The sequence below is a fragment of the Saccharopolyspora elongata genome (genome assembly GCF_004348985.1).
Classification (GTDB): Bacteria; Actinomycetota; Actinomycetes; order Mycobacteriales; family Pseudonocardiaceae; genus Saccharopolyspora; species Saccharopolyspora elongata.
This window is the reverse complement of the sequence record NZ_SMKW01000014.1, coordinates 45037-59741: the sequence shown is the minus strand read 5'-3', so window position 1 is coordinate 59741 and position 14705 is coordinate 45037. Positions and strand designations below refer to the sequence as shown.

Below are 14705 nucleotides of genomic sequence, written 5' to 3'. Positions count from 1 at the left end.
TCATGACTTCGCAGGAATCAGCCGAAACATCAGCCGAGCAGCGCTCTCTGCTCCGTCGCGCGGTCGGCGCAGCGGCAATCGGCAACTGCACGGAGTGGTACGACTTCGGCGTATATGCATATGTGGCCGCATACGTGGGCCACCAGTTCTTCCCCGGCCCGCTCGAGACCATCTCGGCCTTCGGCGTCTTCGCGATCTCCTTCCTGTTCCGGCCGCTGGGCAGCCTGTTCTTCGGCCCGCTGGGCGACCGGATCGGCAGGCAGAAGGTGCTGGCGCTGACGATCCTGCTGATGTCCGGATCGACGTTCGTCATCGGTCTGCTGCCGACTTACGAGGCCATCGGCGTCTTCGCGCCGATGCTCCTGCTGCTGTGCAGGTTGCTGCAGGGCTTCTCGACCGGCGGCGAATACGGCGGCGCGGCGACCTACATCGCCGAGTTCGCACCGGACCGCCGCCGCGGCTTCTGGGGTAGCTGGCTGGAATTCGGCACGCTCGTCGGATTCGGATTCGGCGCGCTGGTGCCGACGATCCTGATCTTGAACCTCGACAGCGCCTCGATGGAAAGCTGGGGCTGGCGCATTCCGTTCCTGATCGCCGGTCCGCTCGGCGCAGTCGGCCTCTACTTGCGGAGCAAGCTGGAGGACACGCCGGCGTTCAAGCAGCTGGAAGCGACGCACCAGGTGGCCAAGTCGCCGCTGAAGGACCTGATCAAGGAATGGTGGCGGCAGCTGCTGATCCTGATGGGCATCGTGGTGCTGATCAACATCGCCAACTACACGATCCTGACCTACATGGAGACGTACCTCAAGAACACGCTCCACGTGGAGGACGGTCAGGAGTACCAGGTCCTGGTCCCGCTGCTGCTCACGGTGCTGTTCATGCTGGTGATCATCACCCCGGTGGGCGCGCTGTCGGACCGGATCGGCCGCAAGCCGCTGTTCCTGTCCGCGGCGATCTGCTTCATCGTGCTGCCGATCCCGGCGTTCATGCTGATCTCCCAGGGCACCGTGCTGACCACGATCCTGGGGCTGGGCCTGCTGGCGATCGGGCACGTGCAGCTGATCGGGCCGCTGGCGGCGACGCTGCCGGCGATGTTCCCGACGAAGGTCCGCTACGCGGCCTTCTGCATCGGGTACAACATCTCCACGGCGGCCTTCGGCGGGACCGCGCCGCTGGTCAACGACGCCGTGGTCACCTCGACCGGCAACACCATGTTCCCGGCGTTCTACCTGATGGCCGCGGCCCTGGTGGCGCTGGTGCCGATCCTGCTGATGAAGGAGACGGCGAACAAGCCGCTGATGCAGGACGCGCCCGCCCCGGCGAGTTCCTCGGCGAGCTAGTCGCCCCGAACGCGGAGAACCCCGATGCGCCAGTGGCGCATCGGGGTTCTCCGCGTTCGGGGAAGCCCTCGGCGATCCCGCATCAACGCCAGTGCTCCCAGCCCGCCGGGCCCTCGTACTCGCCACCGTCCACCGTGACACCGGCGCCCTCGGCGACCACGCCGATTGCGTGCCAGCCCTCCGGCAGCGGACGTCCCGGCGGGAACGTCGCGGCCAGCGCCTGGTCCTCGCCGCCGGTGAGCACCCAGTGCCGGGCATCCGCGCCCAGCGCCGAGGCGACCTCGGTCAGCCGCTGCGGCACCTCGACCTGCTCGGTCCGGACGTCGATGGCCACCTGCGACGCCTCGGCGATGTGCCCGAGATCGGCCAGCAGCCCGTCCGAGGTGTCCACCATGGACGTCGCGCCCGCGACGGCCGCCTGCGGCCCCGCCGCGTACGGCGGCTCCGGCACGCGGTGCGCGCCGACGACCGCGACCGGCGAGCGGAAACCCCGCCCCAGCACGGCCAAACCGGCCGCCGACCAGCCCAGCCGCCCGGCCACCGCGACCACGTCCCCCGGCCGCGCGCCCGACCGCGTGACCGGCTCCCGGCCCTGCAGGTCGCCCAGCGCTGTGATCGAGATCGTCAGTGAGGTCGCCGACACCATGTCTCCGCCGACGATGCCGATGCCGACCCGCTGTGCTTCTTCCCACATGCCCGCGGACAGCTCGTCGGCCACGTTCGTCGGCAGGTCCGGGGAGCAGGCCAGGCCCACCAGCAGACCGGTCGGCACCGCGCCCATCGCGGCGATGTCCGAGAGGTTCACGGCGACGGCCTTGCGGCCCACCTGCTCCGGTGTCGACCAGTCGAAACGGAAGTGCACCCCTTCGACCAGCACGTCGGTTGCGGCCACCACCCGGCCGTCCGGGGCCGCCAGGACCGCGGCGTCGTCGCCCGGCCCGATCAACGTGCCAGGTGACTGCGGCCGCCCGGCCGTAACCCGATCGATGAGGCCGAACTCACCCAGCTGGGAAACGGTCTGTGCGTCCTGCGATGAATCAGGACCCAACTGGGACCTTCCTTCCTTGAGCATCCGCTCGGTCCGATGGGGTAGCTTTCTGCCAGTTTCCTACCCCGAGCACATCGGCCACACGAAGGGGCACGCCGTGGTTCAGGCATACATCCTCATCCAGACCGAAGTCGGCAAGGCCGCCACGGTCGCCAATGAGATCAAGGACTTCGCCGGCATCATCAGCGCCGAAGACGTCACCGGCCCGTACGACGTGATCGTGCGCGCCGAGGCCGAGAACGTCGACCTGCTCGGCAAGATGGTCGTGGCGAAGATCCAGAACGTCGAAGGCATCACCCGCACCCTGACCTGCCCCGTGGTGCACCTGTGACGATCCGTCACTGAACTGGTCGCGCGTCGCCGGAGATCTCCCGCAGCGGCGCGAGCCACCCCGGGCGGCGGCGCCGCTCGAGGAAAGCGCGGGTGGGCAGCCCGCACCAGAGTGGAGCACGGCCGGGCCGGTGACCGCACCTGGCGGCGGCCGTGCTGTAGTGGACGACGTGGTTCACCAATCAGCGCCCGGATTGCCCCGGCCGGTGTTGATCGTGGCGATCACGCTCGGCGCACTCCTCGCCCTGGCGGTCGCCGGCGTCGGCGCGTACGGCTGGTACGGCGAGCACCAGGCGCAGCAAGCCCAAGCGGAAGCGGAGGCGGCCCGGCGAAGCGGGCCGCTTCCGCTCGCGCCCGTCCCGGCGCCGAAGGCGTCGTCGCCGGAGTGCGCGGCGGTGCTCGAAGCGCTGCCGCGCGAGCTGGCCGTGGGCGACGCGCTCGTGCCGCGCCGCGCGCTGGCGGAGCCGGCGCCGGCGGGAACCGTCGCGTGGGGAGATGCGAAGCACGACCCGCTGACCGTGCGGTGCGGCATCGACGCGCCGCAGGAGCTGACGCCGACGGCGCAGCTGCTGGACGTCTCCGGCGTCAGCTGGCTTGAGATCAACCAGGGCGGCGACACTTCGTGGCTGGCGGTCGACCGCCCCGTGTACGTCGCGCTCACCGCCCCTGAGGGCACCGGGACCGGCCCCATCCAGGACCTCTCCGAGATCCTCCGCAACACCTTCCCCAAGCAGCCGGTCTTCCCCTGACGCGCCAAAAGGCCGTGCACGTTTTGTGCTGCTCCAGCGGCTGTTTTGGAGGTGGTGCAGTCGGGTGTGGTAGCGCGGGCTTTTGTTCTTTGAAGCGGCGAAGCCGCTTAGCCCGCCTACGCGACTCGCACCGCCGCGGGTTCTCAGACGTCGCCTGGCGAGGACAGCCCCGATGCCGTGTATTGGGCATACATAAATCGGGGATCCCACAGCCAGGCGGCGTCTGTAACTCCCGCAGGGGGGCCGCCACCTGCACCGCCACGCAAAACGAGTTTGGAAACAGGCCGCGGAAACCGCCGGGTCAGCGGAGGCCGGTGCCCCGGGAGATCGCCGTTTCGACGAGGGTGGTCAGCAGGGTCCGGTAGTCGACGCCCGTGTCCGCCCACATCCGCGGGTACAGCGAGATCGCCGTGAAGCCCGGCATCGTGTTGACCTCGTTGACGATCAGCTCGCCGTCCTCGGCGAGGAAGAAGTCGACCCGCGCCAAGCCCTGGCAGTCCAGCGCGCGGAAGGCCCGCACCGCCGCGGCGCGCAGCTCCTCGATCGCGTCGTCGCCGATCTTGGCCGGGATGTCGAACTCGGTGACGTCGTCGAGGTACTTGGACTCGTAGTCGTACCAGTCGGATTCGCCGGTGACCCGCAGCTCGGCGGGCAACGACGCCTCGATCCGGCCGTCCGGGAACTCCAGCACGCCGCACTCGATCTCGCGGCCCACCACCGCCGACTCGATGATCACCTTCGGGTCGGTGCGCCGCGCCTCCGCGATCGCCGCGTCCAGGTCCGCCCAGTCGGTGACCTTGGTGATGCCCAGCGACGATCCGGCCCGCGTCGGCTTGACGAACACCGGCAGCCCGAGCCGTTCGCGCTGCCGCTCGTCCAGCGTGGCCTGATCGCGGCGCAGCACCTCGAAGCGCCCCACCCCCAGGCCCTCCGCGGCGAGCAGCTTCTTGGTGTACTCCTTGTCCATCGACACGGCGCTGGAGAGCACGCCCGCCCCGACGTAGGGCACGTCGGCCATCTCCAGCAGCCCCTGGATGGTGCCGTCCTCGCCGAACGCGCCGTGCAGCACCGGGAACACCACGTCGACCGACGACAGCACCTCGCCGCCGCGGCCCGGCTCCAGCAGTACCAGCTCGCGGCGGGTGGGGTCACCGGGCAGCGCGAGCGCGGTGTTCGGCGCGACCTCGGGTGCCTGGCGGTCCCGGATCTCCAACTGCTTCGGGTCGTCGGTGCCGAGCACCCAGGCGCCCTCTCGGGTGATGCCGACCGGCAGGATCTCGAAGCGGTCCTGGTCCAGGTGCGCGAGCACGCTACCGGCGGACACGCAGGAAATGCCGTGCTCGGTGCTGCGCCCGCCGAAGACGACGGCCACCCGGGTCTTGCGCTGTGTCATGCGCCGGACCCTACCTGCCGTGCCGAAGGCCCGTTTCACAAAGGTTGACCGGCGTGCAGCGGAACCGATCGGCTCCCCCGCCGCGAGCGAGCTGTTTCACGCGTTCCCGCACAGCCGGGCCAGGATCGGCAGCGCGCGTTCCAGTTCATCGCGCGAGCACGCGGCGTAGCCGAGCGCCAACCCGAACCACTGCTGCGGACCGCAGTGGTGCCGCCGCAGCCCGTCGAGCACCAGTCCGTGCTCCGCAGCCATCGCGACCACGTGCTGCTCGATCTTCGCGTCCGGCAGCGGCAGCACCACGTGCGCCCCGGCTCGGTCGCCGAACACCTCGACGCCTTCGGCGGCGAGCTTCTCCACCACGAACGCCCGGCGCTGCGACAGCTCCCGCCGCAGGCGTCGCAGGTGCCGTCCGAGGTCGCCGTGCCGGGCGAGCTCCACCAGCACGCGCTGCCCCGCCGGAGCCGGGCTGGTCCCGGTGCGATCGCGGTGCTGCAGCACGCAAGACGCGACGTCGTCGGGCGCCAGCATCCAGCCCACGCCCAGGGTCGGGGTGAGGATCTTGCTCGTCGTACCGAGGTGCACGACGACGTCCGGGGCCATCGACGCGAGCACCGGCAGCGGCGCCACGTCGTAGCGGAGCTCGCCGTCGTAGTCGTCCTCGATGATCAGCCAGCCCTCGGCGCGCGCCCGCTCCACCAGCGCGATCCGGCGCTCCGCCGGCAACCGGCCGCCGATCGGGTACTGGTGCGCGGGCGAGCAGTAGACCGCCTGCACGCCGCGCGGAATGGCATCGACCACGATGCCCGCGTGATCGACCGGTGCGGCCACCACCCGCACGCCCACCGACCGCAGCGCGCCGACCGCCCGCTGATATCCGGGCTCCTCCACGGCGACCGTCGCGCCGCGGCGGAGCACCGAGCCGGCCAGCTCGACGACCGCCGCCGTGGTGCCGCCGGTGGCCAGCACGTTGTCCACCGTCAGCCCGCCGACGACCAGACCGCGGTGGCGCAGCAGGTGCTCGGCGATGGCTTCGCGGTATTCGACCGACCCGCCGCGATGCGGCTTCGAGTCGGGCGGGGTGTCCGCCGCCGCGCGCCAGGCCCGCCGCCACGCCGCCCGGTCGACTCCGCCCGCCCACGGCACACCGGGCGTCAGCACCACCATCGGCTCGTCCGCCTGCCGCGCGCCGCGCTCGGCGCCGGCGGTGGCCCCGGTCCGCGATCCGGGCGGGCTGGTCGTGACGTAGGTGCCCGAGCCGTGCCGGCCGGCGATCCAGCCCTCGGCGTGCAGCTGCTCGTACGCCGCGGCGGTCACCGTGCGGCTCACTTCGAGGTGTCGCGCGAGCGCGCGCGTGGACGGCAGGCGGTCGCCGCCGCGGAGCTGGCCGAGGGTGGCGGCGTGCCGCAACGCGTCGGCGAGCTGAACCGCGAGCGGGCGCGGATCGTCGCGGCGCAGGTCGATGGCCAGCTCCAGCAGCGGGGAGCTGGCCGCGGGCACGGAATGTGGCATCTCGAAATTCTCCCTGATTGGCACTTCGATAATGCCACTTGCTGAAAGATCCTGTTCCTCGTGACCCGACAGCTCTCCACCACAGAACGGACCACCATCCGCCGCGGCAGCGACCGGGCCCGCACCGAGCGCAGCGCCCTGCACGCCGCCCTGGACGCCGGCCTGATCTGCCACCTCGGCCTGCTGGTCGACGGCTCGCCCCGGGTCGTGCCCACAGGCTACGGACGCAGCGACGACACGCTCTACGTGCACGGCTCGACCGGCGCGCGCAGCCTGCGGGAGGCCGCCGAGGGCGTCGAGGTGTGCGTCACGGTGACCCACCTCGACGGGATCGTCTACGCGCGCTCGCTGTTCCACCACTCCGTGAACTTCCGCTCCGCGATGATCCACGGGCGCGCCCGGAACGTCGTCGACGACGACGAGAAGCTGCGGGCGCTGCGGGTGATCACCGAACAGCTCGCGCCCGGTTCGTGGGACCACGCGCGGCAGCCGAACAAGCGGGAACTTGCCGCGACTGCGGTCCTCGCCGTCGACCTCGCCGAAGCCGCGGTGAAGGTCCGCAGCGGCGGCCCCAGCGACGACACCGAGGACGTCGAGGCGGGCAAGGCGTGGGCCGGGGTGCTGCCGCTGCGCATGCACTGGGGCGCGCCGGAATCCGCGCCGGACCTGCCTGCGGGGTTCGAGGTGCCGCGGCACGTCGGCGAGCGGCAGTACCGGCCATGAGCGTCGTGGAACTGGAAGACGTCGAGCCCGCCTACCCGGTGCTCCGCGAGCTGCGGCCGGATCTGGCTTCGCCGGAGGAGTTCCGGGCGCAGGCGGAACAGCAGCGGGCGGCGGGTTACCGGCTGATCGCGTCGCTCGACGGCGACGGCGAGGTCGCCGCCGTCGCCGGGTTCCGCACCGGGCGGTCGTTCGCGTGGGGCCACTACCTGTACGTCGACGACCTCGTCACCCTGCCGGCGGCCCGGAAGCAAGGGCATGCGAAGGCGCTGCTCGACTGGATCGACGCGGAGGCCCGCAGGCTCGGAATCGGGGAAATCCACCTGGATTCGGGCACGCACCGCCACGACGCGCACCGCCGTTACCTCGGGACGGGATTCGCGATCGCGTCCTTCCACTTCTCGAAACCCGCGCCCGGGGCCTGAGTCCCCGCGGCCGGGTCGATTGTGGACACGGTGCGAAAGCCGTTGCGGCGCGGGGCGCCCGGTCCCCCGGGCGCCCCGCGCGCGTCACCGCGCCTGGTGGAGGCCGGTGACCGGGTCGTGGGTGTAGAGGGTCATCCGGGCCCGGGCCGGGCGGTAGACGTGGACGCTCACCGCCGGGTCCGGCCCGTTGTTGTGCACCTGGTGCACGTAGTTCGGGCCGAAGACGCGGGACTGGCCCGCGGTCAGCGGGTGCAGCACCTCGGTGCCCTGGGGTTGGACGACGCGCTCGGTCAGGTTGCCGGTGATCACGGTGAAGGCGCCGGTGGCGCCGCCGTGGTCGTGCAGTTCGGTGTGCTGGCCGGGCAGCCAGCTCAGCAGCCACGCCTCGTAGCTCTCGGTGCGCGTGAGCAGGCCCGACCAGCGCTGGTCGGGGTCGTAGCGCAGCAGGTGCGTCCACGAGCCGCGGTCGGCGGCGAGTTCCCGGGCGATGCGGACCGGGTGCGCGATGGAGAGATCGGCGGGCGCGGCAACGGTATTCGGCGGAACGGCGAACACGGCAGATGTCCTTCGGGATCGTGATGAGCCCCGGGCCGTCGGCGCGCGTGCGTGCGCGCCCGGAAACGCCCGGGAATTACGGGAGAACGATCAACACGAAGAACACAGACAGAGCGCGCTGGCGACGCGGCGCAGGTCGATGTGACCCCGTCGATCAGTCATAGCACGCAGCAACACGTGGAGAACTGAACCAGCCCGCGGGGACCCGCGTCAACTCGAACCCGCAAGATCTCACACCACGGTGACGAATCCCGCCTGCCCGCGAGCACTGGAGTGGCTGCAGAGGCTGACGACTCACCCTGCACAGCGGCGCACCTCGCGGGCTGCTGCGAAGTCAACGGCCTGCTCACCTCGATAGACGAGACGAACGGGCCGTTCACCTCACCGAAATAGCGGCACCCACTCCTGACGCCGCGAAGCCAACGGCCCGCTCACCTCGATAGACGAGACAAACGGGCCGTTCACCTCACCGCGCGGGGCGGGGAAACGGCTACGCCAGGGCTTGGAGGACGTCGGCGACCAGGTCGGCGGGGTCTTCGCAGCCCGCCGAGAACCGGACGAAACCCTCTGGCACCGGGTCGCCCCACTGGGCCCGGCGGTCGACCGTGCTGTGCAGGCCGCCGAAGCTCGTCGCCGCCACGACCAGCTCGCTGCGCCGGACGAACTCCTCGACCGCCCGCGCATCGGCCAGCTCGAACCGGAACACCCCGCCCCAGCGGCGCATCTGCCGCCGGGCGAGCTCGTGCGACGGGTCGCCGGGCAATCCCGGCCAGCGCAGCCCGGACACCGCCGGGTGCTCGCGCAGAGCCTCGACGAGCGCCGCCGCGTTCTCTGCCTGCCTCGCCAGGCGCAGGTCCAGCGTGCCCATGCTGCGGTGCGCCAGCCAGGTCTCGAAGGGACCGGGGATCGAGCCGGAGAGCGTCCGCGCCCGCACCAGCCGCTGCGCCAGTTCCTCGTCGCGGACCGACACGTGCCCCATCAGGATGTCGCTGTGCCCGGACAGGGCCTTGGTGTCGCTGGCCACCACGATGTCCGCGCCCAGCTCCAGCGGCCGCTGCCCGAGCGGCGTCGCCGTCGTGTTGTCCACCGCCAGCAGCGCGCCCGCCGCGTGCGCGCGCTCCGCGAGCTCGGCGATGTCGCAGACGTTCAGCCCCGGGTTCGACGGGGTTTCCAGCAGCACCAGGCGAACCCCGGCGAAGACGTCGTCGTGCCAGGGGCCAGGCGTGTCGATCTCCCGGACGTCCAGCTCCAGCTCGACGAGCTCGTCGCTGACGAACTGGCGCGTCGCGTAATACCCGTCGCTGGGCAGGATCAGCGCGTCGCCGGGGCGGAGCACCGCGCGCAGCAGCGTGCTGATCGCCGCCATGCCCGACGGCAGCAGGACGCAGTGCCCGCCGTCCAGGTCGCCGATCGCCGACTCCAGCGCCCGCCAGGTGGGATTGCCCGCCCGCCCGTAGAAATCGGCGGCCTGGACGTCCTCGCCCAGGTGGAACGGCGCGGCGAAGACCGGGCCCGGCAGCAGCGGCGTCCCCCCGGACGGCTCCGGGTGCCCGCCGCGCACGCAGCGCGTGCCGTCGCCAAGATCCGATGTGCTCACAAGTTCTCCCATCGCGAGTTCGGTGCCCCCTCGCGGTAACGGTTGTCGTGAGTGGTGATGGCCGCTCCGGCGACCACAATCGCTCACGACCTCGGGAAGCCGCCCGTCACTCCGGCTTGCGCTCGCGGCCGAGCAGTTCGGCGGCCGCGGGCGCGGGCGCGAGTCCTTCGTGGCACACCCGGTGCACCACGTCCGTGATCGGCATCTCGACGCCGTGCCGCGCCGCCAGCTGGCGGATCGACGAGCACGACTTCACGCCCTCGGAAACCTGCCCGTGCGCGGCCTCCTGCGCCTGCGCCAGGGTTTCGCCGCGCCCCAGCCGCTCGCCGAAGGTCCGGTTGCGCGACAGCGGCGACATGGCGGTGGCGACCAGGTCGCCCAGCCCGGCCAGGCCCGCGAACGTCATCGGGTCGGCGCCCAGCGCGACGCCGAGCCGGGTCGTCTCGGCCAGGCCGCGGGTGATCAGCGAGGACATCGTGTTGTGCCCGAAGCCCAGCCCGGCGGCCATCCCGCAGGCCAGCGCGATCACGTTCTTGCACGCCCCGGCGATCTCGATGCCGACGAGGTCCGTGTTGGTGTAGGGCCGGAAGTACGGCGTCGAGCAGGCGTGCTGCAGCGCGACGGCCCGTTCGTGGTCCGGGCAGGCCACCACGGTCGCGGTCGGCTGCTCGGCGGCGATCTCCTTGGCCAGGTTGGGGCCGGAGACCACCGCGACGTGCTCCATCGGCACGTCCGCGACCTCGCCGATCACCTCGCTCATCCGCTTCAGCGTGCTCAGCTCGACGCCCTTGGCCAGGCTCACCAGCGTCGCCTCCGGCGGCAGCAGCGGCTGCCAGCCGGCGAGGTTCTCGCGCAACGTCTGGCTGGGTACCGCGAGCACCACCGCGCCGGCGCCGTGCACCGCCTCGGCGGCGTCATCGGTGGCGCGCAACGTCGACGGCAGCGGGATGTCCGGCAGGTACGCGGCGTTGCAGCGGGTTTCGTTGATCGCCGCGGCGACCTCCGCGCGCCGCGCCCACAGGACTACGTCGTTGCCCGCGTCGGCGAGGACCTTCGCGAACGTGGTGCCCCAGGATCCGGCGCCGAGGACGGTGATCCGCTCAGGCCGCGCCATCGTCGCCCCGGCTCTTGCGGGCGCTGCTGTAGAACTCGGCGGGCGGCTGCTCGCCGCGGATCTCGCCGAGCAGCTCCCGCACGCGGGTCATCGCCAGCTGCGTGACCTCGCGCAGCGCGTGCGTGTCGTTCTCCATGCCGCGGTAGGCCGACAGGTCCAGCGGCTCGCCGAAGACGAGCTCCACGGTCTTGCGCGGGAACGGCCGGAACCGCTTCTTGTAGTGGTCGTAGATGCCGCGGGTGCCCCACCGGGCGGCCGGGATCACCGGGATGTCGTGCGCCAGCGCCAATCGCGCCACCCCGACCTTCGGCGTCATCGGCCAGCCGTCCGGGTCCTTGGTGATGGTGCCGTCGGGGTAGATCACGATCGCCTTGCCGCGCTCCAGCGCGTTGTGCGCGTCCTGCAGGCTCTTCTGCGCGTCGGCGGTGCCGCGGTAGACGGGGATCTGCTCGACGCCCACCAGGACGCTCTTGAGCACCGGCACGTTCCAGAGCGTGTTCTTCGCGAGGAACCGCGGCACCCGGCCGGCCCGGTGCACGGTGACGGCGTCGAAGATCGGGTCCAGGTGCGAGACGTGGTTGAACACCAGCAGCGCCGGGCCCTCGGCGGGGATGCGCTCCAGCCCGGTCACCTTGGTGCGGGCCAGCGCGGCGGTCAACGGGTAGAAGACACCGCGGGCGAGGCCGAGCCAGAACTTGCCCATGCCCTGCGCCTTTTCGCTGGTCTGCCTCCGCTGGCGCCGGAGGCTCTTCGATTCCGCCACGGCATCTCCTTCAACTGGTCGCAAGCGCCCCGACAAGTTACCTGCCGGGCCGGGCCGCCGGACATCCCGCACGGCGGAAGCCGAATGCCGCCGGAGCGGTGCCGGTCCGAGGCCGCGCGACGGCAAGATGAAAGACGTGACCGCAGGTTTGTACCTCATAGTGCCGATCAAGCCGCTGCACCTGGCGAAGTCGCGGCTGCTCGGCGCCGCCGACCGGGGCGCGGCGCACGCCGACCTGGTCACGGCCGTGGCCTTGGACACAGTGACGGCCGCGCGCCGGGCGGCCGGTGTCGCCGGAGTCGTCGTGGTGACCTCCGACCCGACGCTCACCGAGACGTTCGCCGCCGAGGGCGTCGAGGTGCTCCCGGACACCCCGGCGGCCGGACTGAACGCCGCGTTGCGGCACGGCGACGCCCAGTTGCGGCGGCGCGGGATCGCGACGCGGATCGGCGCGCTGCAGGCGGACCTGCCCGCCCTGCGACCCGCCGAGCTCGACGCCGCGATCGCCGCCGCCGGTGACGACCGCTCGTTCTGCCCGGACCGGCACGGCACCGGCACCACGCTGCTGCTGGCGGAGCCCGGCGGGCCGCTCGCGCCCCGGTTCGGGCCGGGCTCGGCGGACGCGCACGCCGACTCCGGGGCGAAAACGCTCCTGGGGCAGTGGGACTCGCTGCGCTGCGACGTCGACACGGAGGCCGACCTGGCCGCCGCGGCGGCGCTCGGCCTCGGCCCGCACACGGCCCGCCGGGTGTCATGACGACGCCCTCCGGGCGGCCGCGCGAGACGCGGCGTTAAGCGGCTCGTACGTGAATGTTCATCCACAACCGTGAACATCACACGCGCACGTCAGAAGTCGAGGAGAACCGCCCGGATGAGCGACAATGGAAGGGTGAGCACCGACAGCAGCGACCGGATCCCGAAGCAGCCAGCCAAGCGGACCTCCAACGGCCGGACGCCTCGCGCGGCCCGCCGCACCGGAAACCCGGTCGCTCCCGAGGCGCCGGCGACCGCCGACCGCGCCGTCGACACCACCGGCAACACCGCCGACGGTGCCCGGGTGCCCTCCGCCCCGCCCGCGGTGACCCGCGCGGCGGCCACCACCGACCTGCCCGAAGACCGGTACCTCAACCGCGAACTGTCGTGGCTCGACTTCAACGCGCGGGTGCTGGCGATCGCCGAGGACCAGTCGCAGCCGGTGCTGGAGCGCACCAAGTTCCTCGCGATCTTCGCGTCCAACCTGGACGAGTTCTACATGGTCCGGGTCGCCGGGCTGAAGCGCCGCGAGGAGACCGGCCTCTCGGTGCGCAGCGCCGACGGGCTCACCCCGCACGAGCAGCTGGTGCGGATCGCCGCCCACAACCAGGACCTGATGGAGAAGCTGAGCCGCGTCTTCCTCGACGAGCTGCTGCCGGAACTGGCGGCGCACGGCGTCCGGATCCTGCGCTGGGCCGAGCTGGAAACCGCCGACCAGGACAGGCTGACCCGCTACTTCGAGGACCACATCTTCCCGGTGCTCACCCCGTTGGCGGTCGACCCGGCGCACCCGTTCCCCTACATCTCGGGGCTGTCGCTGAACCTCGCGGTCACCGTCGCCGACCCGGACGCCGGGCTGCGCCGCTTTGCACGGGTCAAGGTGCCGGACAACGTGCCGCGGCTGATCCGCGTCGAGACCGACCGGGAGAACGAGCACGCCACCTTCCTGCCACTGGAGGAACTCATCGCGGCGCACCTCGGGAAGCTGTTCCCCGGGATGCGGGTCGCCGAGCACCACATCTTCCGCGTCACCCGCAACGCCGACCTGGAGGTCGAGGAGGACCGCGACGAGGACCTCCTGCAGGCCATGGAGCGGGAACTCGCGCGCCGCCGCTTCGGGCCGCCGGTGCGGCTGGAAGTGACCGACACGATGAGCGAGAACATGCTCGAACTCCTGCTGCGCGAGCTGGAGGTCGACCAGCACGACGTGGTGGAGGTCAAGGGACTCCTGGACCTGTCCTGCCTGTTCCAGCTGGACCGGTTGCACCGCCCGGACCTCAAGGAATCGCCGTTCGTGCCCGCGACGCACCCGGCGTTCGCCGAAGGGCAGACGCCGAAGAGCATCTTCTCCACGCTGCGCGAGGGCGACGTGCTGGTGCACCACCCCTACGACTCGTTCTCCACGTCGGTGCAGCGGTTCATCGAGCAGGCCGCGGCGGATCCGCACGTGCTGGCCATCAAGCAGACCCTGTACCGGACCTCCGGCGACTCCCCCATCGTCAACGCGCTCATCGACGCCGCCGAGGCGGGCAAGCAGGTGGTGGCGCTGGTGGAGCTGAAGGCGCGGTTCGACGAGCAGGCCAACATCCAGTGGGCGCGGACGCTGGAGCGCGCCGGCGTGCACGTCGTCTACGGCCTGGTGGGGTTGAAGACGCACTGCAAGACGGCGCTCGTGGTGCGCCAGGAGGGTTCCACGATCCGCCGCTACTGCCACCTGGGCACCGGCAACTACAACCCGAAGACCGCGCGGATCTACGAGGATCTGGGCCTGCTGACCGCCTCGCCGGAGATCGGCGCAGACCTCACCGACCTGTTCAACGTGCTCACCGGCTACGCCCGGCACGGCGAGTACCGCCGGATCCTGGTGTCGCCGCAGGGCATCCGCAACGGCATCGTGGAGCGCGTCGAGGACGAGATCGAGCGGGCCCGGCAGGGTTTGCCGTGCGGCATCAGGATGAAGGTGAACTCGCTGGTCGACGAGCAGATCATCGACACCCTCTACCGGGCTTCGCTGGCCGGCGTGCCGGTGCGTGTGGTGGTGCGCGGGATCTGCTCGCTGAAGGCCGGTGTGGAGGGGCTCAGCGACAACATCGAGGTGCGCTCGATCCTGGGCCGCTTCCTGGAGCATTCCCGGGTGTTCCACTTCGTCGGCATCGACGAGCACTGGCTCGGCAGCGCTGACATGATGCACCGGAACCTGGACCGGCGGATCGAAACCCAGGTCCGGGTGACCGACGTGAAGCTCACCCGCCAGCTCGATGCGATGCTGGATTCGGCGCTGCACCCGGCGACCCGCTGCTGGGTGCTCAACGCGAAGGGCGACTGGGAAGCGTCGCCGCGCAGCGGGGAGCAGGTTCGCGATCACCAGGTGGAAATGCTGCGCATGCACGGTGCGAAGGTGTCCTGAGG

14 protein-coding genes are annotated in these 14705 nt (G+C 71.4%); 7 read left to right on the top strand and 7 right to left on the bottom strand.

Annotated elements, in window-relative coordinates:
- The first annotated feature begins 122 nt into the window (after positions 1–122).
- Positions 123–1340 carry an MFS transporter gene (locus E1288_RS13205; protein WP_235883528.1) on the top strand — a complete coding sequence of 406 codons (1218 nt, stop codon included), beginning with the start codon at positions 123–125 and terminating at the stop codon, positions 1338–1340.
- A gap of 82 nt (positions 1341–1422) precedes the next feature.
- On the opposite strand, the gene E1288_RS13200 is transcribed toward E1288_RS13205, so the two are convergent.
- Complete coding sequence (locus E1288_RS13200; protein WP_132484748.1) at positions 1423–2388, bottom strand: thiamine-phosphate kinase; 966 nt, start codon at positions 2386–2388, stop codon at positions 1423–1425.
- A gap of 97 nt (positions 2389–2485) precedes the next feature.
- Here E1288_RS13200 and E1288_RS13195 point away from each other — a divergent pair, with 97 nt between their 5' ends.
- Both E1288_RS13195 and E1288_RS13190 read left to right on the top strand, forming a co-directional pair.
- Positions 2486–2719: an Lrp/AsnC ligand binding domain-containing protein gene (locus tag E1288_RS13195; RefSeq protein ID WP_132484746.1), complete on the top strand. Its 234-nt coding sequence runs from the start codon at positions 2486–2488 to the stop codon at positions 2717–2719.
- A gap of 214 nt (positions 2720–2933) precedes the next feature.
- Positions 2934–3467 (top strand): DUF3515 domain-containing protein, encoded by a 534-nt coding sequence (locus E1288_RS13190; protein ID WP_328592458.1) that lies wholly within the window; start codon positions 2934–2936, stop codon positions 3465–3467.
- A gap of 301 nt (positions 3468–3768) precedes the next feature.
- Here E1288_RS13190 and E1288_RS13185 read toward each other — a convergent pair whose 3' ends face one another.
- Together E1288_RS13185 and pdxR are read right to left on the bottom strand one after the other, a co-directional pair.
- Positions 3769–4860, bottom strand: a complete 1092-nt coding sequence (locus E1288_RS13185; RefSeq protein ID WP_132484744.1) for a D-alanine--D-alanine ligase family protein — start codon at positions 4858–4860, stop codon at positions 3769–3771.
- Between the two features lie 96 nt (positions 4861–4956).
- Positions 4957–6369, bottom strand: a complete 1413-nt coding sequence (gene pdxR, locus E1288_RS13180) for a MocR-like pyridoxine biosynthesis transcription factor PdxR (protein ID WP_132484742.1) — start codon at positions 6367–6369, stop codon at positions 4957–4959.
- Between the two features lie 60 nt (positions 6370–6429).
- Here pdxR and E1288_RS13175 point away from each other — a divergent pair, with 60 nt between their 5' ends.
- Positions 6430–7092 (top strand): pyridoxamine 5'-phosphate oxidase family protein, encoded by a 663-nt coding sequence (locus tag E1288_RS13175; protein WP_207954330.1) that lies wholly within the window; start codon positions 6430–6432, stop codon positions 7090–7092.
- Positions 7089–7514: a GNAT family N-acetyltransferase gene (locus E1288_RS13170; protein WP_132484740.1), complete on the top strand. Its 426-nt coding sequence runs from the start codon at positions 7089–7091 to the stop codon at positions 7512–7514. Before E1288_RS13175 ends, E1288_RS13170 begins: the two co-directional genes overlap by 4 nt.
- An 84-nt stretch (positions 7515–7598) precedes the next feature.
- Here E1288_RS13170 and E1288_RS13165 read toward each other — a convergent pair whose 3' ends face one another.
- The 4 genes from E1288_RS13165 to E1288_RS13150 all read right to left on the bottom strand — a co-directional run bounded on the left by E1288_RS13165 (position 7599) and on the right by E1288_RS13150 (position 11543).
- The gene (locus E1288_RS13165; protein WP_132484738.1) at positions 7599–8069 is read right to left on the bottom strand and encodes a cysteine dioxygenase; all 471 of its coding nucleotides are present in this window, start codon (positions 8067–8069) and stop codon (positions 7599–7601) included.
- Positions 8070–8559: 490 nt separating this feature from the next.
- Positions 8560–9678, bottom strand: a complete 1119-nt coding sequence (locus tag E1288_RS13160; protein WP_132484736.1) for a cystathionine gamma-lyase — start codon at positions 9676–9678, stop codon at positions 8560–8562.
- A 94-nt stretch (positions 9679–9772) separates the two neighbouring features.
- Positions 9773–10780: an NAD(P)H-dependent glycerol-3-phosphate dehydrogenase gene (locus E1288_RS13155; RefSeq protein WP_132484734.1), complete on the bottom strand. Its 1008-nt coding sequence runs from the start codon at positions 10778–10780 to the stop codon at positions 9773–9775.
- On the bottom strand, positions 10767–11543 hold the full coding sequence (locus E1288_RS13150) for a lysophospholipid acyltransferase family protein (RefSeq protein WP_132484732.1): 777 nt from the start codon (positions 11541–11543) through the stop codon (positions 10767–10769). Before E1288_RS13150 ends, E1288_RS13155 begins: the two co-directional genes overlap by 14 nt.
- A gap of 136 nt (positions 11544–11679) precedes the next feature.
- Here E1288_RS13150 and cofC point away from each other — a divergent pair, with 136 nt between their 5' ends.
- Positions 11680–12300, top strand: coding sequence for a 2-phospho-L-lactate guanylyltransferase (gene cofC / locus E1288_RS13145; protein WP_132484730.1), 621 nt, complete (start codon positions 11680–11682; stop codon positions 12298–12300).
- 114 nt (positions 12301–12414) lie between these two features.
- Positions 12415–14703 carry an RNA degradosome polyphosphate kinase gene (locus E1288_RS13140; RefSeq protein WP_132484728.1) on the top strand — a complete coding sequence of 763 codons (2289 nt, stop codon included), beginning with the start codon at positions 12415–12417 and terminating at the stop codon, positions 14701–14703.
- Positions 14704–14705 lie beyond the last annotated feature (2 nt).

Excerpts from the sequence above, each read along its gene's own strand:
- E1288_RS13185 (WP_132484744.1), bottom strand. The coding sequence starts at position 4,860 with ATGACACAGCGCAAGACCCGGGTGGCCGTCGTCTTCGGCGGGCGCAGC.
- pdxR (WP_132484742.1), bottom strand. The coding sequence starts at position 6,369 with ATGCCACATTCCGTGCCCGCGGCCAGCTCCCCGCTGCTGGAGCTGGCC.
- E1288_RS13170 (WP_132484740.1), top strand. The coding sequence starts at position 7,089 with ATGAGCGTCGTGGAACTGGAAGACGTCGAGCCCGCCTACCCGGTGCTC.
- E1288_RS13160 (WP_132484736.1), bottom strand. The coding sequence starts at position 9,678 with ATGGGAGAACTTGTGAGCACATCGGATCTTGGCGACGGCACGCGCTGC.
- E1288_RS13155 (WP_132484734.1), bottom strand. The coding sequence starts at position 10,780 with ATGGCGCGGCCTGAGCGGATCACCGTCCTCGGCGCCGGATCCTGGGGC.
- E1288_RS13140 (WP_132484728.1), top strand. The coding sequence starts at position 12,415 with ATGAGCGACAATGGAAGGGTGAGCACCGACAGCAGCGACCGGATCCCG.